The organism is Stenotrophomonas sp. YJH_SMC_33, assembly GCF_059372295.1.
In genome coordinates this window covers 560,412-584,388 of the sequence record NZ_JCAFVJ010000001.1, presented here as the reverse complement: position 1 = coordinate 584,388, position 23,977 = coordinate 560,412, and the positions used below count along the sequence as shown (strand labels likewise).

Genomic DNA, 23,977 nt, shown 5'->3' with positions numbered 1-23,977 from the left:
GCGCGCGGGTTTCCGTGCACCGAGCGAACAGCAGCCGAGCATGGGCTCGGCTCTACAGTTCCGCAGTACTGCTGCGGAACCCGCTGAACACCGACTCGGCGGCAAACCCCACGCCGCCCAGCAGCACGCCGAAATACACCACCGTTGCCACCACGAAACCATAACCGGCCGCCACCGCCGCGCCATCGCGCTGGATGAAGCCAATCGCAAACGACATCAGCGCCAGTGCCGGCAGCGTGTTGCTGAAAGGAATCGGCCCGGCCGGCGCCATCAGCAGCAGGGTCGCGAACACCAGCATCAGGTTGTTCAGGCGCATCATCTTCTTCGAGCGCACCATCACCGCCAGCCGCATCGGCCGCGACAGCCGCTCCATGCGGTGCACCCACTTCAGCGCACGGCCGAGGTTGGCCTTCAGCTTGTCGGTGGCGATCTCGCGACGCGCCAGCTTCTGCGGCACCCACAGCGGGCGGTCGCGCACACGGCTCAGGCCGATGAGCAGGATCGAGGCGCCAAAGACGGTGCTCAGCCCTGGAATCGACACCGGGATGATGAAGATGGCCGAGAGCAGGATCACGATCAGCAGCAGGCCCTCATCGCCCAGCGCGCTGAGCAGGGTGCCGACGCGCACCTGGTCGCCGGGCAGCTCGTCGATCATCTGCTCGATCTGCTGGGCCAGGGGCGCGCTGTCATTGGTTTCGGGGGCACGGTAGGTCATGCGTCGCAAGGTTCTCCAGGGAAGGGCGGTCAACGGGCCGTCCTGCGGTGGGGGACGCACAGGCTCCCCCAGTATCCCGGCCAACGTGGGCAAAGAGGTGAACCGGGCATGAGGGGGTAAACTGGCGTGCCCCGCACGAGTTGAACGCAATGGACATGGGCCGCCGGCAATCGACCATCGAACTGGTCGCCATCGACATGGATGGCACGCTGCTGGACCCGTCGCACCAGCTCACCTCCCGCGCCAGGAAGGCCATCGCGCAGGCGCGGGCGCTGGGCGTGCACATCGTGCTGACCAGTGGCCGCCCGGTTCCGGGCCTGGCGCCGTACCTGCACGAGCTGGGCATCACCGGCAACGACGACTACTGCATCGCCTGCAATGGCGGCCTGGTGCAGCGCATCGGCACGCGCGAAACCGTGGTCGAATATCCGCTCAGCTTCGACGACTTCCTGTTCTGCGAGCAGGTGGCCCGCGACCTGGGCGTGCACTTCCAGGCGCTGGACAGCCGGCGCATGTACACGCCCAACCAGGACATCAGCTACTACACCGTGGCCGACTCGCATCTCTCGCGGATGCCGCTGTCGTATCGTCGCGTGGAGGACATGGATCCATCGATGTCCTTCATCAAGCTGATGATGATCGACGCGCCGGACGTCCTGGATGCCGCCATCGCGCGCCTGCCGAGCGAACTGACCGAGCGCTTCGCGGTACTGAAGAGCGCGCCGTTCTTCCTGGAAGTGTTCGACCACCGCGCCGGCAAGGGCCCGAGCCTGCAGAAGCTGGCCGAGCACCTGGGCATCGACCGCGCCAACGTGATGGCCATCGGTGACCAGGAGAACGACCTGACCATGCTGCAATACGCCGGTACCAGCGTGGCGATGGGCAATGCCATCGACGCGGTGAAGGCGGTGGCGCGGTTCGAGACCACCAGCAATGCCGATGAAGGCGTGGCGCGCGCCATTGAGCGTTTCGTCCTGCAGTAACCGCGCGTCCCCTTGCACTGGTAGGTGCCAACCTTGGTTGGCACACGCAATCGGCAAGCGCCGACCACGGCTATACCCGCGTATAGCCCACCCATCCCCACCGCCATCGCCGCTGTACCACGGCGCAATGGCGGATGCGGCAGCGCGATGCAAGAATTCCGCACGTCGAAATCACGCCATCGAATCCTGCGGCAGATGATCGTCTTCATCTGCTGACCGGCGCGCACCGCGCTGTTACCCCCTCAACGCAATCGCACTGCCAGCCAGGGCGCCGACATCGGCGCTGCAACGCGCTGGGCGGGCGCCTGCGCCGCTTTCCCCCTGCACCCTGGATCTGCTGCCATGAACACCCCACCCACGACACGCCTTGCCTTGGCGATCATCGCGGCCATCACAGCCCCTGCGTACGCCGCAGAAACGCACGATGCCGCGCTCGACACGCCCACTACACTTAACGCCCTGCAGGTCATCGCCACACCGCGCGGTGCGGCCGTGGCACCGACCCAGGTGGTCGGTCCCAACCGCTACATCATCAAGGCCGAAGATCTCGACGCGATGGTCACCGGCAACAACGGCCTGGCCACGCTCAAGCAGGTGCCCGGTGCCAGCTACACCGCCACCGATGGGCTGGGTCTGGATATCTCGGCCACCAGCCTGTTCGTGCGCGGCTTCCGCATGAATGAAATGGGCATCACCTTCGAGGGCGTGCCGCTGAACGACAACGGCTTCCTCTCGCTCACCGGCACCAGCGTGGTGAACGTGGGCGTGCCCGATGGTATCGGCGCGATCACGGTCAGCCCTGGCGGCGCACCGGTCAGCGTGTTCTCCAGCAGCATCAACGGCGGCAGCCTGGAATACCGCCTGCGCGAGCTGCAGGACACGCCCAGCCTGCGCGTGAAGCAGGGCGTGGGCAGCAACAACACGCTGGTCACCACCGTGTCCGGGCAGAGCGGCCAGCTCGGTGAGCATGGCCCGAAAGTGCTGGTCGACCTGCAGCGCGTGTCCGCCGACAAGTACCAGGGCGAGGGCACGCAGAACTTCCTGCGCGGCGACCTGAAGCTGCAGCAGGACGTCGCCTGGGGCGATGTCACCGTGTTCCTGTCCGACAGCAAGGCCAAGGTCTGGGGCTACAACAACATCTCCTTCGACATGATCCGCAAGCTGGGCTGGAAGGCCGACATCTTCTATCCGGACTACGCTTGGGCCTGGTACGTGGCTTCGCCGGAAAACGCGGACAAATCCTGCGGCGCCTACACGTGCGGTGAGCTGTCCGAACTGATTCCGTACGACACCGGCCAGACCACCCGCGACCGCGTGTCATCGATCAACCATCGCTTCCAGATCACCCCGGCGCTGAGTGGCAACGTGCAGCTGTACAACGCCAACAGCCACACCCAGGCCACGCTGACCGACCCGACCGTACCGTCGCCCAACGGCGCACCGTTCTCCGAACAGGTACAGACGCCGCGCCTCAACCGTCTGGGCGGCATGGTCAACCTGCAGTTCGAGACCGGCGCGCACACCTTCACTGCCGGTTTCTGGCAGGAGAAGAGCAAGGCCGCGGCCAAGACCGAGTGGTACCAGCAGCCACTGCTGGGCGAGGGCCCGCCGCTGAAGGCCACCGGCCCGTTCGACGTGTACGGCCCCGCGTTCAAGACCGACAACGCATCGAGCTGGGTGACCCGCTCGCGCCAGTTCTACCTGCAGGACGACATCGTGCTGAACGACACGCTGAAGCTGGGTGTCGGCTTCAAGGCCGTGGACTTCCGCACCCGCGGTGGCGGCCTGGGTGATGCCAAGGACCGGCCGGTGAACGGCACGCTGCGCGCGAAGAGCAACTTCCTGCCGCACGTCTCGCTGTTCTGGAGCCCGACCGAATCCACCGACGCCTTCATCGACCTGGCCAACACCATGAACGGCTACCGCGTGGCCCAGCGCGGCAACATCGGCTACACCGCCTCGGCATGGACCATCACCGACCAGGAAGAGTTCGACCGCGTGGCCGGCACGCTGCGCCCGGAGAAGAACTGGAACCTCACCGTGGGCGCATCACACCGCTTCGACCGGCTGACGATTACCGGCGACGTGTTCTACAACGACATCCGCAACCGCCTGCTGTCGGCCGCCATCGGCACCCAGTTCGCGCAGATCAACACGGTGCGGCTGATGCCGAAGATGCATGTGATCGGCGCAGACCTCGGCATCACCGCCGACCTGACCGACCACCTGCAGTTCTACCAGGGTGTGGCCGTGGCCCGTTCGTACTACGACAGCGATTTCGTGGTGGGCGACACGGTGTACCCGATCAAGGGCAATGCCCAGCCGGGCTACCCGCAGATCTCGCTGGTCAGCGACCTGTCCGCCCACTTTGGTGACTGGCGCTTTGGCGCCACCAGCACCTCCTACCTGCGCCAGCCCTTCACCTACGAGAACGACATCCGCGTACCGACGTTCTGGCAGGTCAACACCTATGCCGCCTACCGCTTCGGTGCCGACAGCGCCGTGCCGGGGCTGGAGCTGCGGCTGGACGTGAGCAACCTGTTCAACCGCCACAACATCGGCACCGCCACTATTGCCGGCTCGTCGTTCTCTGGGGATTACCAGACCCTGCAGCGCAGCGCGCCACGGCAGCTGATGTTCAGTACCTCGATGACCTTCTAGGTAGATCCACGCCATGCGTGGATGCACTTGGCGGCCCCCCAAACCCACCTGGCCCCCCTTGGGCAATCAACAGGGATTTTCTGGCGGCGACGCAAGGTTCCCACAATGTTGCTGGGTCATGCTGTCGACATGGCTCAGTACAACCCGCGAACCCCGCTGTTCGGCATCCGGGGCCCAGGACGGCCCCGGCAGGCGCCGTCCGTGACACCTGTGATCGACCTGCAGGCCGAGTACCAGTTCTGGCACGTCTACGAGCGCGTGGTCCGTCCGTTGCCCGGTGGGGGGCTGCGGCTGGCCTGGCTGGTGTGCCAGAAGGTGTACCGGGACCGGTGGCAGCACCCGGACGACAGCGACGAGGCGGCGTTGTCGCGGGTGCTGTTTGGCGGGAACATGACGGCTGACCGGGCGTCGGAGCTGGCGGAGCTGCACGCGCTGGTCAGCCGTCGGGTGGCGTTGCTGGCGAAGCGGGGATGGTTGCATTCGGCAGCCTGATGCCTGCCCTTGGTGGGGTCGACTGTTAGTCGACCGCTCTTCGCACCCGGCCGCAGGAGGACACGCGCAGTCAGCGTCTATTCGACTCGGGCGAACATACCAAGGTGATTCCGTCTTCCGGGTATGCCTGAGGAAAGCGGTTATTCTCACGACACCATGTCGCGGCGGGCGGCGATAGCCATTCGATCAGCGTCAGAATCTCATCGTGGTGCCCGCGCAGGTTCCAGCCGAGGATCGGTTCGTGATGGGCGATGCGGTTGCGTAGCACGCGTATGCGAGTCAGCGGTCCCGAAGCTCCTCCTCTTCAGTCCCCTGGGCGCACTGGGGTCCGCAATCCGGTGAAGGATCTGCTGCCAAAGGGCCTCGTAGTCCTTGTTGAACATTGTTGTCCAGAAACTGAAGGTGAGACTGGCGACCACACCGCCTGCTGTTACCGTCTTTCCCGCTCTGACCAATTCGTTGACGGCTTTGGCGACCTGCTCGAGTTGATGAGCAACCTTCAGGGCGCCAGCGCCTCGGCCGTACCACGCCTCGCCCTTGGCCTGGGTCAGAACGGTGTGGATGCGGTTTCGCAGTGCCACTTCCAACGTCTGCAGTGGTGCGTAGAGGCTTTCAGACAAGTGGGTATTGCATCCATACAGGGCGATGGCTCGGCTACGGTCGCCCCCCGCCCAATCCAGGTAGCGGCCAAAGCGCTCCAGGGAAAGGGCTTCTTCGAATCTGTCATGGCTCATCGCTGCCTGGACGCCTCCACTGATGCCGATTGCAGTGTGCCGCCGTGTGGGGTACGGTGGTCAGGTACACCCCGGTACCGTCTCTGTCCTTCTGGGCACGCGGCCGGGGTATTTTTTTGATTGTTGCTGCTCCCGTGCGGACGAGGGCTCCCGGCAATCAGGCTCATGCATTTCCCCGATCCAACTGCCGATAGCCAATCGCCTCAGCCAGATGCGCGGTCTGGATACCCTCGCAACCCGCCAGATCCGCAATCGTGCGCGCCACGCGCAGAATCCGGTGCATCGCCCGTGCGGAAAGCTGCAGACGTTCAATCGCCTGCTCAAGTAGATCCTGATCGGCCTCGCTCAGCTTCGTGCACGCCCGCAGCGCCGCCGGCGGAAGACGTGCATTGAGCCCGCCACGTGCCTGCTGCCGGGCATGGGCGGCTTCCACCCGTGCACGTACCGCAGCACTGGGCTCACCCAGTGGCGTGCTCTCCCGCAGCTCCACCGCGTCCATACGCGCCACGCTGATATGCAGATCGATGCGGTCCAGCAACGGACCGGACACGCGCGCACGGTAGCGGTTGATGCGTTCGTCGCTGCACAGGCAGCGGTTGCTGCGGTCGCCGGCCCAGCCACAGGGGCAGGGATTCATCGCCGCCACCAGTTGAAAGCGCGCCGGATACTGCACGCTGCGTGCCGCGCGGGCGATGCGGATGTGGCCGGATTCCAGTGGCTCGCGCAGGGTTTCCAGCGCGCTGCGGTTCCATTCTGGGAGCTCATCAAGGAAGAGGACTCCATGGTGGGCCAGTGATATTTCACCGGGGCAGGGCGGGTTGCCCCCACCCACCAGCGCCGCCGCGCTCGCGCTGTGATGGGGCGCTCTAAAGGGCCGCTGCCGCCAACGTCTTGGGTCCAGCCCTTCGCCACTCACCGACGCAATCGCGGCAAGCTGCAGCGCCTCAGTCTCTTCGGTATCCGGCAACAGGCTGGGCAGGCGCGAGGCCAACAGCGTCTTGCCGCAGCCAGGGCTACCGATCAACAACAGATGGTGACCACCTGCTGCGGCCACTTCCAACGCGCGCCGTGCATGCGCCTGCCCGCGCACGTCGGCCAGATCGGGCAGTGGCAACGGTGTCGAGTCCACGCGCTCCACGGGTGGCAACAGGCGCGGATTGCCCAGCCCGGCGCAGCATTCCAGCAACGTACGCGCTACACGCACATCGGCGTGCTCGGCCAACGCAGCCTCTGCGGCATTCCCCGGAGGCACCACCAGAATGCGCCCAGCCTCGGCGGCGGCAATTGCGGCGGGCAGTGCACCCGCCACTGGCCGCAGCTCACCGGTCAGGCCAAGCTCGCCCAGGAATTCGTACTGCAGCAGTGACTGCGGATCGACTTGACCACTCGCGGCAAGAATGCCCAGCGCAATCGCCAGGTCGTAACGTCCACCTTCCTTGGGCAGGTCGGCGGGCGCGAGATTCAGAGTGATGCGTCGCTGCGGAAAGTCGAAGCGCGCGCAGAGCAGGGCGGCACGCACGCGCTCGCGTGATTCGCGGACGCTGGTCTCGGCCAGGCCGACAATCTGGGTGGCAGGCAGGCCGCCAGAGAGGTGCACTTCCACCCGCACCAGTGGGGCATCGACCCCGGCGCGGGCACGGCTGTGGACCAGCGCCAGGCTCATGTGTGGATTCCTGCAGAGGGATGCTTGATGGTGCGGCAGGCGTTCCGCATGGGATATCGGGAATTGCTGGTGAAGCGGCTAGGGGGATTCCGGCAGACGGTTGGGGCATGCCTTCCTCCTCTGCGGAAGCAAGATTCGGCCATCAAGTGAACGATGGACGCCAATTCGCCGTGCTACTCAAATTGACGTGCTACTCAAATTGAATGGCGTCGGTTACACATGGCCACGCATTTCCAAGCGCTACGCCAATTCCACTTGGGGCATCCAGGTGGTGCAACCATGGATGCTTCTGGAAAAACAGCGTGGCAACAGCCACCGCTTGATTCACGTCGACTCGCACTGGTTTTCAATGTGACTTCCCCAGCCATCGGGGGCTGTGATATGAAGACGGAATCTTGCTGGAAGGCTCTTTCAAGGGGATGGGGGGAATGGAAACGTTTGAGGAGGCTGATCGTCGTGTTTCCCTCGTCCTTTGGGGGTGGCGAAGCGCATTCCCGAACGGGGCCCCGTGGGGGGCCTGGCTCTGTTGCACACTAATGATGAGCCTGGCGCTGACGCCATCGGCAAGTGCCGAGACGGTCACCTACATTCATACCGATGCGCTTGGTTCGGTGGTTGCCGAGACCGACGCCAATGGCAACGTGGTCAAGCGCTATGACTACGAACCCTATGGTGCCGTTGTTGGCAGGCAGGTTGCGGATGGACCTGGATATACGGGACACGTGAGCGACGCTGCCACTGGGCTGAGCTACATGCAGCAGCGCTACTATGATCCCCAGTTGGGACTCTTCCTCTCGGTGGATCCGATCTCTACGCATTCAAGCACGAAACACTTCAATCGATACAGCTACGCTTATGGCAATCCGTACTCCTTCACCGATCCGGACGGAAGGGTTCCGGTAATGCCATTCATCTACGGCGCCGTCCTGGGCGGCCTCGCAGACATCGCGGTCCAGAAAGCCATGAATCCGGATAAGCCTATCGACAAAGTGGAGGCTGGCATTGCTGCTGCGGTTGGCTCAGTCTCCGGAGGCGCTGGTGGAGTGGCCGTTGCGGCAGTGGGTTCCGGCACGATTTCGGTAGGGCGTGCGGTTGCCATACAGACCGTGGTCAATGCGGTGGCGGGCGGTGCTGGCTCCGCCGCAGAGAGCGCAATCAAAGGGCAACCCATCACGGCGGAGGGCGTCGCTTCAAATGCGATTGGCAGTGCAGCGGGTGGATTGGCAGCCTCCGGGGTTGGCGTTGCCATGGGTGATTTCGCAGGCCCAGCTGCGCGCGGATCACTCCAACGGCTGAGTCAATCCCGCGGCCCAGGTGGGCCGAACATGGCAAGTGCCACTGCGTCAACCGGAACTGCCATTCCCAGGCAATCGGCACTCCAGGGTGCGGCGTCCCAAGCGGGTCAGGGCCTGGCGGGAGCAGGGGCGACTATCGTGCAGAAGGACCTGGAGAAGAAAAAATGAGTCCCTTGCTGAAAGGCCTCATAGGCACTCAGCTTCTCGCTGCGGTCTTTGGCGTTTCTTACTTCGCAGTTCTCACGTACCGCAATTACCCGGACGCTATGCATACGGGATTGCGTATTTGGGGCTACTTCGCGGTGATCTTCCTATTCCTTCATCTGTTTCTTGCGCTGAAGCAGTGGTGGGAAAATTCGCGTCGAAGGCGATAGGCGTGCCCCCTTCCGTGATCTCGTTTGCACTAGAGAACAAGTCGCCCAATGGGCGGCTTGTGCTTTTTGCGGGGAGGTTCACCGGCGTTCAAGTGAAAGCATGCCAATCTCCACATTGGCTGCTGGAAAAGCTGCGTTCACTTCAAGTCCCTGGGGGCTTGCGAGTACTGATGGCCCTCTCGCTCGCCATGGGCCTGCCGGGGTGCGGGGAAGAGGTGGAGAGTTCAACGTATCCCATTGGCCAGACGGGAGAGACGTGCACCGCCTACAAGGGCTTCGACCGCCAGCCTCCTGAAGTAGTTGTGGCGGAGCTTGGCCCCTCGCGATCGAGCATCGGGCGGCCCCTTGCTGTTCAGACGCAGCGCCACTGTGAGCGTCAGCCTACGATGGCACTTCAGCGCTGAAGTAGTTGGTGGGATCGGCTTGGCGGTGTCCTCGGGCCCCAAGCAGACACCGCTGCTCATCCTGCACCAACCCATTGAAGCGCCCAAACCGGGCCTCAACCCACGAAGGCCCCGCGCTTTCCACCAGCAACCGCCCTTGGCTCTGGTGCAGATCCAGCCAGCGCTCGAAGCTGATGCGCAGACGTTCGATATCCGGTGCCCGCCAGCGGGCATCGGCAGGCATGCGGATCAGCACGCGCGACGGCGCGTTCTCCACGTCCATCACCACAACGCCCCTGCAGCGGATCTCGAAGGACGTTGCGCCGGCATGGCGCGCATGCAGTTCAAAGCCCTCGTGGGCCTTTGCGGTCACAAACCCGCGCGCATCACTGTGCAGCAGACGGTAATCGGCCGGCTGCAGCTTCTGGTAGGCCCACACCTGATCGCCAGTGGGCTCGGGCCACTCCACCAACATCGCGCCGATCACCGCGATGCACACCACCGCAGCGGCAAGGCCGTGCATCTTCATTCGTCACCCCGCACACAGGCAGAAAACTCCGCGCCATAAGCGCGCTCAGTCCTTGGGTCGCATCCGCTCGTGGATGAAGGCGGTCAGCGCCAGATCGGCCATCACCAGCCCCTCCATCACCCGGTCGCCCACGTACTGCTCCGGCTCGCCGTTCTGGCGCGTGCGCTCGGCCGCCAGCAGGATCTCCTGCACGATGCGCTGGCCGGTGAGCGCGCAGTCGGCGTCGGACAACGCCATCTGCCGGCTGCGCAGGTGGTGCCGCTCGGGCCAGGGCTGGCCGTCGGCCGCAGCGCCCGCACCGATGGCGTGCAGGATGGCGATGAGGCTGTTGGGGTCCAGCGCAGGCGCGGGTGACGGTGCTTCCTGGATGGGGCGTGGAGGAGGGGAGTGCGGTGTGGTCATGGCGGGCTCCGTGCAAGCAGGCGGACGCCGCCACCGATAAAGGTGGCGGGCAGAGCGTGGCTCGAAAACCGGATGTTGGGAACCGGCGGGTACAAGACCCCCACGCCCCGCCCGCCATAGCCGGCAGACGGATTGCCAGCCGGCACCACGCGCGGTGGTGCCGGCTGGCAAGCGCAAACTACTTCCCAACAAAACGGGCTTTCGAGTCCCGACCACCGATGCACGGTGGCGCAGTAACGATTACCTGCTGTTGTTCGGAATGCCAACGGGTAGGGTCAATGCCGCCAAAACCCGAGACGCTTTTGGCATTGTCGCATAGCGGAGAAAGCGGCGAGAGCCTTGGCGTGCTTGGCGCAGCAGCACTTCTGGAACAGAGTCGTCAGAACCTTCCGTCAGAGATGCAAGGCGCGGCAAATGCGACAGCACTCGCCCATCGGGCATGCGTGATCGCTCATGCAACCGAACCGCTGCGACACCCGCTGGATGGTTTAAATGACTTCTTGCCTATTGAACCCATCGAGTGCCGCGCGCAATCTGACTACTGCTGTAGTCACTGAGGGCCGTCCTGCCCGCAGCAGGAAGGTTTTGCAGCGTTCGATTGGATTCCACCCACTGGCGCAGGCCAAACAAGGACCACTGCACGTGTCACGCCGCAGCCGACTGCTTCTCTGCGCGGGTCTGGTCCCGCTTCCATGGTTCCTGTTCTGGACCAGCGTTGCCGCCGTGTTTGCGCCGGGCTACAACCCGCTTGCACAGCACGCCAGCGAGCTGCTGCAGACACCAACGCTTGCAAGCATCTGCGCTAGGATTGCCCCCATCGGCTGCGGCGTGGGCTTCGTGGCGTTTGCCATCGGGGTATGGCGAGAGTCCGGCTGCCGGATTGCCGTAGGCGCGATCTGCTGGATGATCTTTGGCATCTCCATGCTGACCAACGGGCTCTGGCCCATGGGCCATCCGATGCACGGCTTCTACACCATTGGCATCGCAAACATCATTGCACCGGCGATGTCGCACATCGAATTGAGCGCGTGGTCTGCCAACCGAAGGGCGTACGCCGTGACCGCTGTGGTGAGCATCGGGGGCATCGTCTATCTCTGGTTGAACGTGGTGGGGGCGGATCCGGAGGGGTTCAGGGGGCTGACCCAGCGCGTGTTCTCGTCGATCAACTCGCTGTGGCCGTTCCTGGTTGCGTGGTACCTGGTGCGCCGGAGCTTCAATGAGCTGACGACGCATACGGTGAATTGAGGGGTAGGCATGGGACGGACATGGATGGCCATTGAGCGCGTGGAGCTGAGAATGTGGTGAAGATTCTTCGCCGTTGGCTGATCTACGTGCGAGTGCATCAGGATAACTTTGCTGCGTGCATCGTCGCTGGGTACGGAACCACTCGAGGCTAGCGCTACGCCCTTGGCAATAGCGGGCGCTTGTCAAGGACCTTTCTCCCCTCAGACTACGGCTAAGTACCCAAGCTGATGCCGGCTGGCATGCGCGAACCTCATCACAACGGCGCGCTTTCGAGTCCCTACTGCCGTTGCAGGGTGGAAGTGGCGATTATCTGCCGTTGTGTGGAACGCCAAGGATTTGGGCGGAGACCGCCAGGGTCCTAGTCGCTTTTGGCGTGGGCGCATAGCGCGGAAGTTGTGCAGATTCGTTGGGGACCCGTGTTTACGGATCCTGGAAGTAGGGGAATTCCTACAACGAGTTGCGGCGTTCACTGACCTGTGCCTATCGAAATCTCAGTGCAGAATCGGCGTCGCTGCATGAACGGATTGTTCATTTTCGCCAGGGGAACGTTATGGGATCCAGGTGGTTGCGGTTCGCACCAGTATTGCTGTGCCTCGTTGCTTCGTCTGTTGCTGCCCAGCAGCTTGTGCAACCAGAATCGGAGTACGCGAACAAGGTGGGCAAGGCACAACAGATGGGGCGCCTTGACGAAAAGACCTTCGGCGAGAACATCTCACTGTTCAATGGTCAGCTCAGCTTTTCGGTAACCGACATCGCGATCCCAGGAAATGCCGGACCTCCAGTGGAACTGGTTCGGAAGCGCTCGATAAGCGAGCGCTATCTCTATCAAGACAGCAAACCTGGCGATCTTGCCGGCTTCTACGATTGGGACATCGATATTCCGCATCTTGAGGGCGTGTTCAGCAGCCGTGGGTGGGTGGTTGGGCCCGACGACGACGCTTCGCGCTTTCAAAGGTGTTCCCAGCAGAAAAAGCCCTACATCGGCGACGGCATGGGTAGTTTTCCGGAAGCCGCATTCTGGAATGGATATGGATTGAATCTCCCCGGCGATGGAACATCGCAGTTGTTGGTGGCTTCGGCTGGCGTGCCAATGCCTGCCGATGGGCTGACGTATGCATGGGTAACGACGGGTAATGTCCGGATCCGTTGTCTGCCGCAGACGCAGAATGGAGTACCGGGCGAGGCCTTTCTTGCATTGGCGCCGGATGGGACCAAGTACTACCTGAACTGGGTGGTCACCCGGGAAATGCCGTTGTTCAGCTACAGGGACAATCCGCTGGCACCGACCCGCGTTCTTTCGCGCAGCCATGTGTTCTTCCTGGCGACTCGGGTTGAAGATCGCTTCGGCAACTGGGTCAACTATGCCTACTCAGGCGACAAGCTCACCTCGATCAGCAGCAGTGATGGGCGATCGATAAGCATTGCCTACAACGGCGAACGAATCTCCAGCGCTTCGGCAAATGGTCGCACGTGGACCTATCAGTACCGCGAACCAGGTGCCCTTGGATCGGGCATCGACGGTGGCTTGGCGGCGGTTGTGCAGCCTGACGGCACTCGCTGGACCTACACGGTTACAGGCACCCTCAGGCCGCCCACGTTTGGTCCTACACAGGAAGGGTCAGAATGTGATCCGCGAATGGGAACCGTATACGGACCCTACAGTTACACCGTAGGTCACCCATCAGGTGCCACCGCAGCCTACTCGCTTGCCTATCGCTATTTTTACCGGGCGACAGACATAAGCCCCTGCTCGTCGCCGGAACAGATTCCCTATACCGGCGTCTGGAGCCTGCAGCAGCGCACGATCACGGGTGCCGGCCTGCCTACGATGGCGACGTCCTACTCCTTCCAAGACGGATTCTCCGCCGGCGGTCGATGGACGACGATTACCCAGCCGGACAGTAGCGTCGTGAGCTATCGTTTCGGGGTGCGGCCGCGCATCGATGAAGGAAAGATTCTGGAAACGCGCACCGCCAACGCTGCAGGAGCCACGCTGGAGGGTGTGACCTACCAATACCTGGCCAAGGAAGACGCCGCAGGGCAGTTCATTCCTCTAGTGGGGCAGTCGCTGAGCATCATGACGCCCGCGGAGGGCCTCATCCAGCCGCAGAAGCTGGCAGTAACCCTCCGCGAGGGGACGTCCTACACCGAACGGGTAGATCGCTTCGACGCATTCGCAAGGCCGGTGGAAACCTATAGTGGCAGCGATGTCGGTGTATCCAAGGACCGGACTACGTTCCATGACGATCTCTCTTCCTGGACATTGGGTCAGAAGGCGCGTGTCGTCGATATCGACACGGGGATCGAGCAAAGCCGGACTGAGTACAATGCCCAATCGCTTCCACAAGCAACGTGGCTGTTTGGCAAGCTGAAACAGACGCTTGCGTACGACGCATTGGGAAACGTGGTGCAGGCGAAGGATGGCAACGGCAACATTACGCAGATGCAGGACTACAAGCGGGGTACTCCCCGCCGTGTTATCTACGCGGATGGCACCAGCATCTCTGCCACGGTAGACGACAATGGCTGGTTGCTGAGCAAGACCGACGAAACATCAGCAACGACGGTATTTGCCTACGATGCGATGGGACGCGTGAGTCTGATCCGCTATCCGTCGGATGACACCGTTGGCTGGAACGATACCGTCATCAATCACCAACGTACTGCCGGTACTGAGCGAGGCTTGGCTGCTGGTCATTGGCGAGAAATCGAGGCAACAGGGAATGCGCGTCGGATTACCTATCGCGACGCACTCCTGCGTCCAGTGCTGAGGGAGGAGTACGACGCGACAAGTCGAAGCTCCACGCTGATGCAGGTGATTAGCGCGTACGACCACGCTGGAAGAACCACCTTCCAGTCCAATCCGGGCCGCTATCGTCTGGGGGAGCCGTGACGAGCATCCTGATGAATTCGGCGCTCACTGAGCGACTGGGCTGGATTCGTGCCATGGCAGTGGTGGTTCTGGTTCTGGCAGCCAGCCCCGCCGCGTATGCCCAGGCATGGGTGAAGCTCACCGGGCCCGCACAGACGGTGTATATCGCGCCCGCTACCGTCAGCATGACGGTCGGGTATGGCAGCACCAACGGCGGATCAAAATCGGAGTACATTGACAACGTACGCCTGACACAGAACGGAGTTCTGCTCAGCAATTTCGCCAACGGAACCTACACCGTTTACGGACTCCCACCTGGTACGTACCAGTACATGCTGACTGCCCAGGGCATCCGCAATCTCAACGGTGAGGAAATTGTCCGGTCGTTGCAGAGCGGACCGGTGGTCATCACGGTCAATCCACCGCCTGCACCCGTGGATTCCGCTGAGAAGGTTGCTGCGTCGCTCAATACAAATCGGGTGGTCGCGGGGCAACCGTTCGTCGCAACTGTGACCATGAGGAACACGGGTGAGACCACCTGGTCACCGGAGGGAGGCTATGCGCTGAGCATGCCGGACAACGGGCTGGTCTACTGGAACGCAGCGAGCTCAGCCGTTCCTGCGGTCATACCTCCCGGTCAAAGCGCCACTTTCAACGTCACGCTTACACCCAGCACAGGGGCTGCCAATGGAGGCTGGTATGGCGTGACTTTCCAGATGCAGCGGAATGGAAGCTGGTTTGGTCTGAGCACGGGCCAGATTGGCTTCTTTGTGTGGCAGCCGGTGAACAGCGCCGAGTTTCAGAGTCAGAGCGTTGCGCCTGCAATGAAAACGGGTAGCACCCAGACGGCGTTTGTTAGGATGAAGAACACGGGCGATACGGTGTGGCAACCGGGTAGCCATTGGTTGGGGGCGCAAAACCCGACCGATTCCACCCAATGGGGAGCGGCGCGTACCGCGCTCCCACGAGCCGTAGCGCCAGGGGAAGTTGTGGATATCGCTGTCCCGCTGCAGGCGCCAGCGACGCCAGGAAACTACAACTTCCAGCGGCAGATGTGGGCGGATGGCAAAGGATGGTTTGGCCCTGCGACGTCGAATGTAGTGATCAGTGTGGCGGCACCGGTAAACAATGCGCGTACGGAGGAGGGAGGAGGCATCCCGGTTGAAGTGCAGGCAGGGAGCACTGTCCAGATGCGTCTTCGCTTTCGAAATACTGGCGAGACGACCTGGAGCAGTGGTGCAGGCTACAGCCTTGCAACGGAAAGCCCTTCGGACAATACCGTCTGGGGTGCAGCGCGAATCCCCCTGCCGCATGATGTTCCACCGAATGGAATCGTCGAGTTCCTGTTCTCCATCACTGCGCCATCAACGGCAGGTCAGTACCCTCTCCAGTGGAGGATGAATCAGGAAGGCGTTGGACGCTTCGGAGACGCTACCGCCAACACAAACACTCGCGTCGTCCTTCCACCATTGAAGGGTGTCTGGACCGAATACGATGCACTGGGGCGGGTGACATCGATTTCAAAGGATACTGACGCGGGACTCGCAACGACCGTTGTGGCCTACGAGCCCGGGAATCGGAGAGCGACGACCGACCCTCGGGGAGCCACTACGAGATTCCAGTATCAGGCTTTCGGTTCCCCTATCCAGTCGGCTGTGATCGCAATCAGTGCGCCCGAGGGGCAGTTTACTGATATCCCCCGCGACAGATATGGGCGCCCGACGGCCATTGTGCGTAGGGATGCTACTGGCAGCATCCAGTTGCGCAGAACTCTGGTTTACGGCGAGGGCGGAAGCCTGTGCAAGTCGATCGAACCGGAGTCTGGCAGCACAGTGATGGGATATGACGGCGGGGACAATACCATCTGGACAGCGAGCGGCTTGGACCTTCCGGATCCGGGCAACTGCGATATAGCTGCCGCCCATGGCTCGCCTCGTCGTGTCGATCTGACTTATGACGCTCGCAATCGGGTGTCTACGCTCTCCTTCCCGGATGGCAATGGCAATCAAATCTGGACCTATGCCGCAGATGGGTTGCCTGCGCGCATCTCTACGGCTAATGACGGAGGAGCAAATCACACCATCAATGCCTACAGCTACAACAAGCGCAGGCTGCTGATTGGAGAGTCGAGTTCACAGGAGGGATGGTACACGTGGGGACTTGGCTATTCCTACGATGCCAACGGCTCGCGTAGCGGGATCCAGTATCCCAGTGGCCTGTATGTGGCCTTGGCGCCTGATGCTCTCGGCCGGGCAACCCGGGTTGGAGACTACGTGCTTGGCGCGTCCCATCACGCGGCAGGTGTTGCAAGCCGCTTCACGTATGGTAATGGCATCAGGTTCGAGCAGGACCTGAACGTCCGAGGGCTCCCGGCGCGCCTCAGTGCGCTTCCGAATGTCAGTATTCTGAACTACGACTACGATCTGAATGGAAACGTTGTCACGATTGCCGAAATCGGACAAGGAAGCCGTAGCCGCACGATGATGTATGACGGTTTGGATCGTCTCACCCAGGCCACCTCCGCCGCCTTTGGGGGTGATGGTGTTGTTCGTTTCACGTATGACGTCCTGGACAATATGCAGAGCGCAAAGCTTGCGGGTGGCAAGGATCATTCCTACTACTATGACCAGCACAATCGTTTGACCAACGTCAGATCCAGTGCTGATGCGACAACGATGGGGCTGTCCTACGACGTGCAAGGCAACCTGTCGATGCGAAACGGGCAGAGCTTTGTCTTCGACATAGGCAATCGAATGAGACTGGCGCCGGGTCCTGAGACATACCGCTACGATGCGCATGGTCGGCGCGTACTGGCATGGTTGCAGGGTAGTGGTTCCATTCACTCGATGTACGACAGGGAGGGAAGGCTCCGTCGCCAGCAGAGCGAGCGTGATGGGACATCCAGAGAGTACCTCTACCTGGGAGAGCTGCTGGTCGCGACATTGGAGACTGGAAGTGATGGCGTGACCCGCCCCAAGTACCAGCATCTCGATGCGCTGGGATCGCCCGTTGCGGTCACAGACACGGCCGCAGCCGTAGTCCAGAGAAGCGTTTACGATCCTTATGGGGAATTGCTGGAGCGCCCTCTTGCTGATGGCGTCGGCTATGCTGGCCATGTGAGCGACAGCACTAATGGTCTGTCCTACATGCAGCAGCGCTACTATGATCCGCAGGTGGGGCGGTTTCTGTCAGTGGACCCAATCGCTGCCCATAGAACTCCAGCGGGATCGTTCAATCGTTACTGGTACGCCGACAACAATCCGTACAGATATATTGATCCTGATGGCCGTTCCAGCATGAATCTGTTCGGCGACCACGATCCGGCGGGATTAAGGAGGGCTGGAGACGCGGTAGATTCACGCTCAATGTTTACGCTCACCGCTCACGCAAATCCAGATCTGGTACAGGACCAGCGCAACTCAACGCGCTACACGGACTTCAAATCGTCGGAGTCCCTTGATCGCGCTCGAAGTGACTTCGGCTTGAAACGTGGGCAAACCGTATTCATGGCTGCGTGTCATTTAGGCGTGGCCCCAACAGGATTGAACAAGTCAATTGGCCAGCTATGGGCCGATCTGAACGATTCCACCGTCTATGCGCCGAGTGGTTTTGTCATGTATCCCACAAACTACTCAGGTGGCCCTGTTACCCTGCGTGTTAACATGCAGCAGGACGGCAAGGGCGCGCCAGGTGTCTGGAATCGATTGACTCCAGGCGGTACTGGAAGTTCAGGCCCAGCCATCAAGACGATTCGATTCAATGCAAACGGCTCGACGACCATAACATTTGCTGGATCACAGACTGGAAGTAGGCTTCCTCTTACTCAGACCATCGGAAAACCAAAATGACAAGCCTTAAGGCTTCGTTGCCAGCTTGGCTGATGTTGCTTTTTTCGGCATGTGGCAATTCCGGAGGAGCCTCTTCCGAGAAAGCCACAGGCGATGTGATCGCAGGGAGCAGAAGCGAAAGCTACGGCCCCGAATCCGCAGCACAGATGGAAGCCAGGGCCCGCTCTGGCGATGGGCACGCTCAGGCGTTGGTGGAGAATCACTACCGCGAGATAGGCAATGCAGCCCTCTATAGGCAATGGATGGAGGAGGGGGTTTCGAGAGGAGATCCTGCGGCGATGCAGCGCCTCGCTTCCCATCTCATTTCGTTGGGGGGGAGGGAGAATTGCCGCCGGGCTGAGGTGATGCTGGTGCGGGCGCGCGCGCTTGTGACAGACGACGATGCGTCGTTCCTTGGAGCGCTCGACTCCACGATGCGACGGCTGAAGGGCGAGCTACCGGGTAGCACACCCTGCAAATAGCGGCCGCAGGGAAGCGCTGATCTTCCTCCTTATCAGTGTCAGTTGATGATCTCCCCACTCCCCGAAGCAACAAACGCCTTCAACTGCCGAACGAACTCCGCGCCGTAGAGCTCCCACTCCACAATCTCCCCCACCACCCGCAACGGCTGCGCACTCCGATACGACCGCGTCGGGTTCCCGGGAAACTTCTTGTTGGTCACGTTCGGGTCGTCCTCGAACGGCCCGGTCGGCTCCACCACATACACGCGCGGCCGCCCCTCACCCTTGGCCATCTCCGCAGCCAGCCCGGCGCCCTTGGCAATCGTGGTGAAGTAGATGTGGTTCATCACCACGCTGTCGCGATAGTTGGAGCGGAAGCCCGCGCTCAGCAGCTCGCCCATCGCCAGATCAGCGCGGGTGCCGTGATAGAACGGCCCGGCGACCTGGTCGCAGGTGTCATGCGAAACGGGTGTCCAATCGGTGTCCTGCGCCATCGCTGCTGCCCCTCTCTGCCCTGCCGGATCGACAGGCCGGCGAGTCTAGGGCGTCCGGTGGGCCTTGCTGCAAGGCCCCATCCGGGAAATAATCTGTAAACGGGAGGCGCAGTGCGCCTCCTTTTTTCATTCTGCGGCGCCGCGCCCTTCCAGCTCGCGCACGGCCGTTTCCAGCGCATCCAGCTTCTGGCGGGTCTTCAGCAGCACGGCGCGCTGCACTTCGAACTCCTCGCGGGTGACCAGGTCCAGCTTGGCCAGGCCGGCCTGCAGCGCGCTCTTGAAGGTGGCCTGCAGTTCCTCGCGCGATTCGCGCAGGCCCGGCGGCACCAGGTCGCTGAGGCGACGGGCGAGGTCATCGATTTGGTTCAGGTCGATCATGGGGTGCTCCGTGGGGGTGGGCCCGTGCATCCGGCGCGGGCAGGCCATTCGGGCACAAGGATACTGCTGGCACCCACTGCCCGGACAGGCCGCAGCGGCTTCGCACGGACCACGTTCAGGCGCTATCCTCCACGCCGGAAGACAGGAGATAGACGATGAAGATGGTCATGGCGGTGATCAAGCCGTTCAAGCTCGACGACGTGCGCGAAGCGCTGGCCGAGCGTGGGGTTACCGGGATCACGGTGACGGAAGTGAAGGGCTTTGGTCGCCAGAAGGGCCATACCGAGCTGTACCGCGGCGCGGAGTATGTGGTCGATTTCCTGCCGAAGGTGAAGCTGGAAGTGGCGGTGACCGATGACCAGGTGGAGGCCGTGGTTGAGGCGATCGTGAAGGCAGCAGGCACCGGGAAGATTGGTGACGGCAAGGTGTTCGTGTACGACCTGGGCAGCGTGGTGCGTATTCGTACCGGTGAACTGGACGCGGACGCGTTGTAAGTGCATCGCAGGATGCGCGAACGCGACTGGTCCCGGGAACACTTCTGGGTAGAGTCGACTGTTAGTCGACTATCGCGCACAGCGCGGGCATTTCGGTCACGGACGGGAAGAGCAGTCGACTAGCAGTCGGCTGTACCCCGTCAGGCATTCAATGCCACCAGGCTATACGGCTCTGTCGCTTGGCCGGCGGGTTGCTTGAGTCGAGCAGGCTCGACTCTACGGCGCGGTGCGTATCATGGTGTCGATCCAGTCGGCATAGCGCGAGATGCGCACGTTGTGCACCACCTGCCCGTAGTAGCCGGCTTCAAGCGCATGCTCCGGCACTGCGGTAATCCACGAGCCCAGGCCGATCAGCTCCCAACCATGAGCGCCGTGGATCATCAATGGGCCGCCGCTGTCACCGCTGCCGAGCACGCCCTCCAGTGGCAGGCCGCCGTCGGGCCCGTCGAATCGATACCAGAGGTAACGACTATTGCCACCTGTCACTGCGTTTTCGGCGCGGCGCAGTTCGCCGCGGTGCGGCCCACCCGGCGCCAGCCCGGTCATGCCGGTGCCCGTGGCCCCCTTGCCGACCAGAGTAGCGATCTTTCCCGCTTCGGCCTGCCCGCGATAGAGGCGAACCGGCGCAACGTCGCTGACCGGTGCGGCCAGCTGAATCAGGGCGATGTCATCGGAGGCGGCGAGGAAGGCGTGGATGGGGCCTGGGTTCCCTGACGCCAGCGCTGCCTGGCCAAGCGCTTCGGGCATGCGCCGGTAACCGGGATGCACGAACACGCGCTCGACACGGTACGGGCGACCGCTAATCTGCACCTCGGTGTCCATGCCTTCCATGGGCGCGGCGTGTGCGGCGGTCACCACCCAGCGCGGCGCGATCAGGACGCCGTGGCCCTCCCCGGGCAGGTCGGCCAAGGCCGGGAACGCGGATGCCGGTACGCGGTAGGCGCTGTCATCCACATCACTGCGGATGACAATGGCGTCGGCGGAGAAGGGCAGGGTAGCCCAGGCGAGAAGGAGCCAGTGGCGCATGGTTCGGTGCAGTCCTGTGCGTGGAAGGCGATGACCCTAGCCGGGATCGGGAGGCGCGAATACCCGTGTGCGACGAAGTGCCCTCCCGGTGTGATCAACCGGGCGGAATGAGGGGTGACGACCGCCACTCCGGCAGACCGAGCGCGCGGCGGGTGCGCGTCACGATGGCGCCGATCTCTGCCTCGAAGCCGCCATCAGGTTGCAGCAGCGGCGTGAGTTCGGCACAGCGTTGCTTCAGCACATCGACCCATGGCGCTGGGTGGGTCTCCGTAGCGGCCAGTGCCAAGTGCCTGCGACCCTCGTCGTAAGCGCCCGCCAGCCCGGCAGTGATGCCCGCATGGATGTGTTCGCGGATGCCCGGTTTGGGGTGATGACTCATCAATGTACGCACGTGCCCCGGGGTGGGAAAGCGGTCACGCAGGGCCATTACCTCGGCTGCGGCCTGCTCGGCCAGTGTCTGTGCGGCCGAGGCAAACTCGGCGGTCTCGGTGAAGGGTTGGAATCCGGCAACGCGGCCGCCCACGTCGAAGGACAGGTAGTCCTTTTCTTCCCAGAGCCAGCAGGCGCCGACATTGAGATAGCTGCCCCTGTCCCATGCCGAAGGCTGGAACTCGACCACCCCGACCCACCAGCCCTGGTCGTCAAGCCAGGTGCGCGAACGGCCTTTCTGCACGCAGCCCAAGGGGCGCAGTATGGATCTTGCGGCTGCAGTCAGCAGGTGGGTGTGTTCAGGTGTCGGCATCCCCAGCGTCCTTGCGAGTGGCGTGCCGACGAGTATCGCAGAGCACATCGGGCGTGTGGCCCGGGGCAAATGCAGGGGCAAACCGCAGTCGCGCAAGCAATGCAGGGCGAACAGCGCTTACCGCCGCTTGGCCCACTTGTAGAACCGCTTCCAGCCCTGCCGCACCGCGGCCACCCAGCCCGGGTCGGCCACCAGCGCGGCCTGCGCGGCACTCGGGGCCTGGCCGGTCACGCGCTGGCGCATCTTCAGCAGGTTCTTCATGTCGCTGCGGCGCATCTGCCGGCTCAGTGGATTGCGGCGCAGCCAGCGCGGGGCGCGCCAGGCCGAGGTGAAGTCCAGCAGCACCGGCACGCCGCCGCTGACCACCACGTTGGTGCCATGCAGGTCGTTGTGGGTGATGCCGGCTGCGTGCAAACGGCTGAGCGCGTGCTGCAGCTGCTCGAACACTTCATTGCCCACCGCCTGCGCGGTGCTGAGCGTCTGGCCGGGGATGAACTCCATGCCCAGCGCCAGGCCGCCCAGGGTGCCGAGCAGTGCGGGGGCATGCTTCCAGCCGCCGAGGCGCTGCAGCATGCGTGCTTCACGGCGCACCATCAGTCGCGCGATCAGCGAAACGGGAGTGCCGCGGTAGCGGGAATAGTCCTTGATGACCGCCTCGCGCCCGTCCAGGCAGGTGCGGTAGACATCCGGGGCCAGGAAACGCTCGCCGCGCTTGAGCAGCAGCGGGGAGGCGGCGTCATCGCCGCAGGAGGAGGATGGCAGGGCAGGAAGATGCATGTCGGGGTCTCGGACGACCCGGTGGGTGGCGCAAAGCGTCAAGCGAACCGGTGTTACAGGGAGTTACTAAGTTTTCGTTAATTTTAGTACTCGCCAGTTCGCTATTCCACGATTTGTCGGAGAAATGTCGGGGTCGTGGCTGGAACAGTTCGTCGCGCAGAGTCGGACAATTCTGTCTCATTTATTCCAGTTGGCCTTTAGCATCAACAGCTTGCGCGCCCAGCCCTGCGCCTCCTTCGCAACCGGATGAACACGGCGCACGGGCAACTTGACCCCGGCGCACGGCCTGCCGACCATAAGCTGTTAATCCGCGACATCGGCGGCCGCCCCCTCCGGCACGTCCCCGTCCCCTGCCGCGTTCCCCACCGGTGCTGGCTGCCTGGCCGTGCATCGCCCCGTTTCCCGTTCCGGCCGCGGCTGGAGGAAAGTGCTTTGATCATCAAAATCGTCATTGCAGCGCTGTTCGTGGCCTGCGTGCTGTACATCCACTTCCGTGGCAAGGTCCGCGCGCGCTGGTCGCGCCAGCTGCTGGACCACTCCAGTTTCATGGCCCCGATCAACGTGGTCATGTACATGTTCTCGAAGGTACCGACCACGCCGTTCCTGGACCCGGGCAAGGAGTTCCCGCAGCTGGAGCCGCTGCGCCAGAACTGGCAGATGATCCGCGACGAGGCGCTGGCGCTGCGCGACGCGCAGAAGATCGCCGCCTCCAGCACGTTCAACGATGCCGGCTTCAATTCGTTCTTCCGCCGAGGCTGGAAGCGCTTCTACCTGAAGTGGTACGGCCCGTCGCACCCGTCGGCGAAGACGCTGTGCCCGAAGACCACGGCGCTGATCGAGTCAATCCCGGATGTGCGTGCGGCGATGTTCGCGCAGCTGCCGCCGGGCAGCGAGCTGCGCCCGCACCGCGACCCGTTCGCCGGCTCGCTGCGCCTGCACCTGGGCCTGAGCACGCCCAACGACGATGCCTGCTACATCGAGGTGGACGGCATCAAGAAGAGCTGGCGCGACGGCGAGTGGATGATGTTCGACGAGACCTACATCCACCATGCGCACAACGAGACGCAGCAGGACCGCGTGATCCTGTTCTGCGATATCGCCCGCCCGCTGCGCTTCGGCCTGCCGGGGCTGTTCAACCGCGCGGTGGCGGCCACGCTGCTGGCCGGTGGCGCCTCGCCGAACCTGCCGGGTGACCCGACCGGCGGCGTCAACAAGGCCTTTGGCAGCGTCTACAAGGTGCGCCTGAAGGCCAAGGCGCTGCGCGAGCGCAGCGTGGTGGCCTACCAGCTGATCAAGTGGGGCCTGGTGGTGGCGGTGATCGCGGGTATCTGGGCGCTGTGACTGTAGAGCCGAGCCTATGCTCGGCTTGATTTATCGCAACCTGTCCGAAGAGCAGCCGAGCATGGCTCGGCTCTACAGAAAGCAAAAAC

The 23,977-nt window shown here is 62.9% G+C and carries 19 protein-coding genes; 9 read left to right on the top strand and 10 right to left on the bottom strand.

Going from position 1 to position 23,977, the window contains the following annotated elements; all coding sequences use genetic code 11:
- Window positions 1-52 precede the first annotated feature (52 nt).
- Complete coding sequence (locus tag AC5P9W_RS02770; protein ID WP_111098655.1) at window positions 53-715, bottom strand: exopolysaccharide biosynthesis protein; 663 nt, start codon at window positions 713-715, stop codon at window positions 53-55.
- A 149-nt stretch (window positions 716-864) separates the two neighbouring features.
- On the opposite strand from AC5P9W_RS02770, the gene yidA reads away from it, so the two are divergent.
- The 3 genes from yidA (at window position 865) to AC5P9W_RS02755 (ending at window position 4,851) form a co-directional block, all read left to right on the top strand.
- Window positions 865-1,698 (top strand): sugar-phosphatase, encoded by an 834-nt coding sequence (gene yidA / locus AC5P9W_RS02765; protein WP_206621333.1) that lies wholly within the window; start codon window positions 865-867, stop codon window positions 1,696-1,698.
- 342 nt (window positions 1,699-2,040) lie between these two features.
- Window positions 2,041-4,359 (top strand): TonB-dependent receptor, encoded by a 2,319-nt coding sequence (locus tag AC5P9W_RS02760; protein WP_206621332.1) that lies wholly within the window; start codon window positions 2,041-2,043, stop codon window positions 4,357-4,359.
- 105 nt (window positions 4,360-4,464) lie between these two features.
- On the top strand, window positions 4,465-4,851 hold the full coding sequence (locus AC5P9W_RS02755) for a hypothetical protein (RefSeq protein WP_206621331.1): 387 nt from the start codon (window positions 4,465-4,467) through the stop codon (window positions 4,849-4,851).
- Window positions 4,852-5,051: 200 nt separating this feature from the next.
- On the opposite strand, the gene AC5P9W_RS02750 is transcribed toward AC5P9W_RS02755, so the two are convergent.
- Both AC5P9W_RS02750 and AC5P9W_RS02745 read right to left on the bottom strand, forming a co-directional pair.
- The gene (locus tag AC5P9W_RS02750) at window positions 5,052-5,585 is read right to left on the bottom strand and encodes a hypothetical protein (RefSeq protein ID WP_241744888.1); all 534 of its coding nucleotides are present in this window, start codon (window positions 5,583-5,585) and stop codon (window positions 5,052-5,054) included.
- Window positions 5,586-5,748: 163 nt separating this feature from the next.
- Window positions 5,749-7,248 carry a YifB family Mg chelatase-like AAA ATPase gene (locus tag AC5P9W_RS02745; protein WP_111098660.1) on the bottom strand — a complete coding sequence of 500 codons (1,500 nt, stop codon included), beginning with the start codon at window positions 7,246-7,248 and terminating at the stop codon, window positions 5,749-5,751.
- Window positions 7,249-7,787: 539 nt separating this feature from the next.
- On the opposite strand from AC5P9W_RS02745, the gene AC5P9W_RS02740 reads away from it, so the two are divergent.
- Window positions 7,788-8,711: an RHS repeat-associated core domain-containing protein gene (locus AC5P9W_RS02740; protein WP_495218758.1), complete on the top strand. Its 924-nt coding sequence runs from the start codon at window positions 7,788-7,790 to the stop codon at window positions 8,709-8,711.
- 587 nt (window positions 8,712-9,298) lie between these two features.
- Here the strand turns inward: AC5P9W_RS02740 and AC5P9W_RS02735 are convergent.
- Window positions 9,299-9,829, bottom strand: coding sequence for a cold-shock protein (locus tag AC5P9W_RS02735; RefSeq protein ID WP_111104498.1), 531 nt, complete (start codon window positions 9,827-9,829; stop codon window positions 9,299-9,301).
- 45 nt (window positions 9,830-9,874) lie between these two features.
- The gene (locus AC5P9W_RS02730; RefSeq protein WP_021201939.1) at window positions 9,875-10,231 is read right to left on the bottom strand and encodes a hypothetical protein; all 357 of its coding nucleotides are present in this window, start codon (window positions 10,229-10,231) and stop codon (window positions 9,875-9,877) included.
- A 642-nt stretch (window positions 10,232-10,873) separates the two neighbouring features.
- On the opposite strand from AC5P9W_RS02730, the gene AC5P9W_RS02725 reads away from it, so the two are divergent.
- The 3 genes from AC5P9W_RS02725 (at window position 10,874) to AC5P9W_RS02715 (ending at window position 18,196) form a co-directional block, all read left to right on the top strand.
- On the top strand, window positions 10,874-11,476 hold the full coding sequence (locus AC5P9W_RS02725) for a DUF998 domain-containing protein (protein WP_111104450.1): 603 nt from the start codon (window positions 10,874-10,876) through the stop codon (window positions 11,474-11,476).
- A gap of 457 nt (window positions 11,477-11,933) precedes the next feature.
- Window positions 11,934-14,369 (top strand): RHS repeat domain-containing protein, encoded by a 2,436-nt coding sequence (locus tag AC5P9W_RS02720; protein WP_146268438.1) that lies wholly within the window; start codon window positions 11,934-11,936, stop codon window positions 14,367-14,369.
- A gap of 11 nt (window positions 14,370-14,380) precedes the next feature.
- On the top strand, window positions 14,381-18,196 hold the full coding sequence (locus tag AC5P9W_RS02715; RefSeq protein ID WP_146268439.1) for an RHS repeat domain-containing protein: 3,816 nt from the start codon (window positions 14,381-14,383) through the stop codon (window positions 18,194-18,196).
- Between the two features lie 499 nt (window positions 18,197-18,695).
- On the opposite strand, the gene arr is transcribed toward AC5P9W_RS02715, so the two are convergent.
- Together arr and ubiK are read right to left on the bottom strand one after the other, a co-directional pair.
- Entirely contained in the window at window positions 18,696-19,130 is a 435-nt protein-coding gene (gene arr, locus AC5P9W_RS02710) for an NAD(+)--rifampin ADP-ribosyltransferase (protein WP_021201936.1), read from the bottom strand.
- Between the two features lie 126 nt (window positions 19,131-19,256).
- Entirely contained in the window at window positions 19,257-19,508 is a 252-nt protein-coding gene (gene ubiK, locus AC5P9W_RS02705; protein WP_005419983.1) for a ubiquinone biosynthesis accessory factor UbiK, read from the bottom strand.
- 155 nt (window positions 19,509-19,663) lie between these two features.
- On the opposite strand from ubiK, the gene AC5P9W_RS02700 reads away from it, so the two are divergent.
- Window positions 19,664-20,002 carry a P-II family nitrogen regulator gene (locus tag AC5P9W_RS02700; protein ID WP_005411374.1) on the top strand — a complete coding sequence of 113 codons (339 nt, stop codon included), beginning with the start codon at window positions 19,664-19,666 and terminating at the stop codon, window positions 20,000-20,002.
- Between the two features lie 216 nt (window positions 20,003-20,218).
- Here the strand turns inward: AC5P9W_RS02700 and AC5P9W_RS02695 are convergent, their stop codons facing one another.
- The 3 genes from AC5P9W_RS02695 to AC5P9W_RS02685 form a co-directional block, all read right to left on the bottom strand.
- Window positions 20,219-21,028: a S1 family peptidase gene (locus tag AC5P9W_RS02695; protein WP_495218756.1), complete on the bottom strand. Its 810-nt coding sequence runs from the start codon at window positions 21,026-21,028 to the stop codon at window positions 20,219-20,221.
- 94 nt (window positions 21,029-21,122) lie between these two features.
- On the bottom strand, window positions 21,123-21,770 hold the full coding sequence (locus AC5P9W_RS02690; RefSeq protein ID WP_258392476.1) for a hypothetical protein: 648 nt from the start codon (window positions 21,768-21,770) through the stop codon (window positions 21,123-21,125).
- 117 nt (window positions 21,771-21,887) lie between these two features.
- Window positions 21,888-22,547, bottom strand: a complete 660-nt coding sequence (locus tag AC5P9W_RS02685) for an RIO1 family regulatory kinase/ATPase domain-containing protein (RefSeq protein ID WP_049417050.1) — start codon at window positions 22,545-22,547, stop codon at window positions 21,888-21,890.
- 435 nt (window positions 22,548-22,982) lie between these two features.
- Here AC5P9W_RS02685 and AC5P9W_RS02680 point away from each other — a divergent pair, with 435 nt between their 5' ends.
- A complete protein-coding gene (locus AC5P9W_RS02680; RefSeq protein WP_032954620.1) occupies window positions 22,983-23,888 on the top strand; it encodes an aspartyl/asparaginyl beta-hydroxylase domain-containing protein in 906 nt (301 codons plus the stop codon).
- Window positions 23,889-23,977: the final 89 nt, after the last annotated feature.

Coding starts and splice junctions, on each gene's coding strand:
- AC5P9W_RS02770 (WP_111098655.1), bottom strand. CDS start 715: ATGACCTACCGTGCCCCCGAAACCAATGACAGCGCGCCCCTGGCCCAG.
- yidA (WP_206621333.1), top strand. CDS start 865: ATGGACATGGGCCGCCGGCAATCGACCATCGAACTGGTCGCCATCGAC.
- AC5P9W_RS02760 (WP_206621332.1), top strand. CDS start 2,041: ATGAACACCCCACCCACGACACGCCTTGCCTTGGCGATCATCGCGGCC.
- AC5P9W_RS02755 (WP_206621331.1), top strand. CDS start 4,465: ATGTTGCTGGGTCATGCTGTCGACATGGCTCAGTACAACCCGCGAACC.
- AC5P9W_RS02750 (WP_241744888.1), bottom strand. CDS start 5,585: ATGAGCCATGACAGATTCGAAGAAGCCCTTTCCCTGGAGCGCTTTGGC.
- AC5P9W_RS02745 (WP_111098660.1), bottom strand. CDS start 7,248: ATGAGCCTGGCGCTGGTCCACAGCCGTGCCCGCGCCGGGGTCGATGCC.
- AC5P9W_RS02740 (WP_495218758.1), top strand. CDS start 7,788: ATGAGCCTGGCGCTGACGCCATCGGCAAGTGCCGAGACGGTCACCTAC.
- AC5P9W_RS02735 (WP_111104498.1), bottom strand. CDS start 9,829: ATGAAGATGCACGGCCTTGCCGCTGCGGTGGTGTGCATCGCGGTGATC.
- AC5P9W_RS02730 (WP_021201939.1), bottom strand. CDS start 10,231: ATGACCACACCGCACTCCCCTCCTCCACGCCCCATCCAGGAAGCACCG.
- AC5P9W_RS02715 (WP_146268439.1), top strand. CDS start 14,381: ATGAATTCGGCGCTCACTGAGCGACTGGGCTGGATTCGTGCCATGGCA.
- arr (WP_021201936.1), bottom strand. CDS start 19,130: ATGGCGCAGGACACCGATTGGACACCCGTTTCGCATGACACCTGCGAC.
- ubiK (WP_005419983.1), bottom strand. CDS start 19,508: ATGATCGACCTGAACCAAATCGATGACCTCGCCCGTCGCCTCAGCGAC.
- AC5P9W_RS02700 (WP_005411374.1), top strand. CDS start 19,664: ATGAAGATGGTCATGGCGGTGATCAAGCCGTTCAAGCTCGACGACGTG.
- AC5P9W_RS02695 (WP_495218756.1), bottom strand. CDS start 21,028: ATGCGCCACTGGCTCCTTCTCGCCTGGGCTACCCTGCCCTTCTCCGCC.
- AC5P9W_RS02690 (WP_258392476.1), bottom strand. CDS start 21,770: ATGCCGACACCTGAACACACCCACCTGCTGACTGCAGCCGCAAGATCC.
- AC5P9W_RS02685 (WP_049417050.1), bottom strand. CDS start 22,547: ATGCATCTTCCTGCCCTGCCATCCTCCTCCTGCGGCGATGACGCCGCC.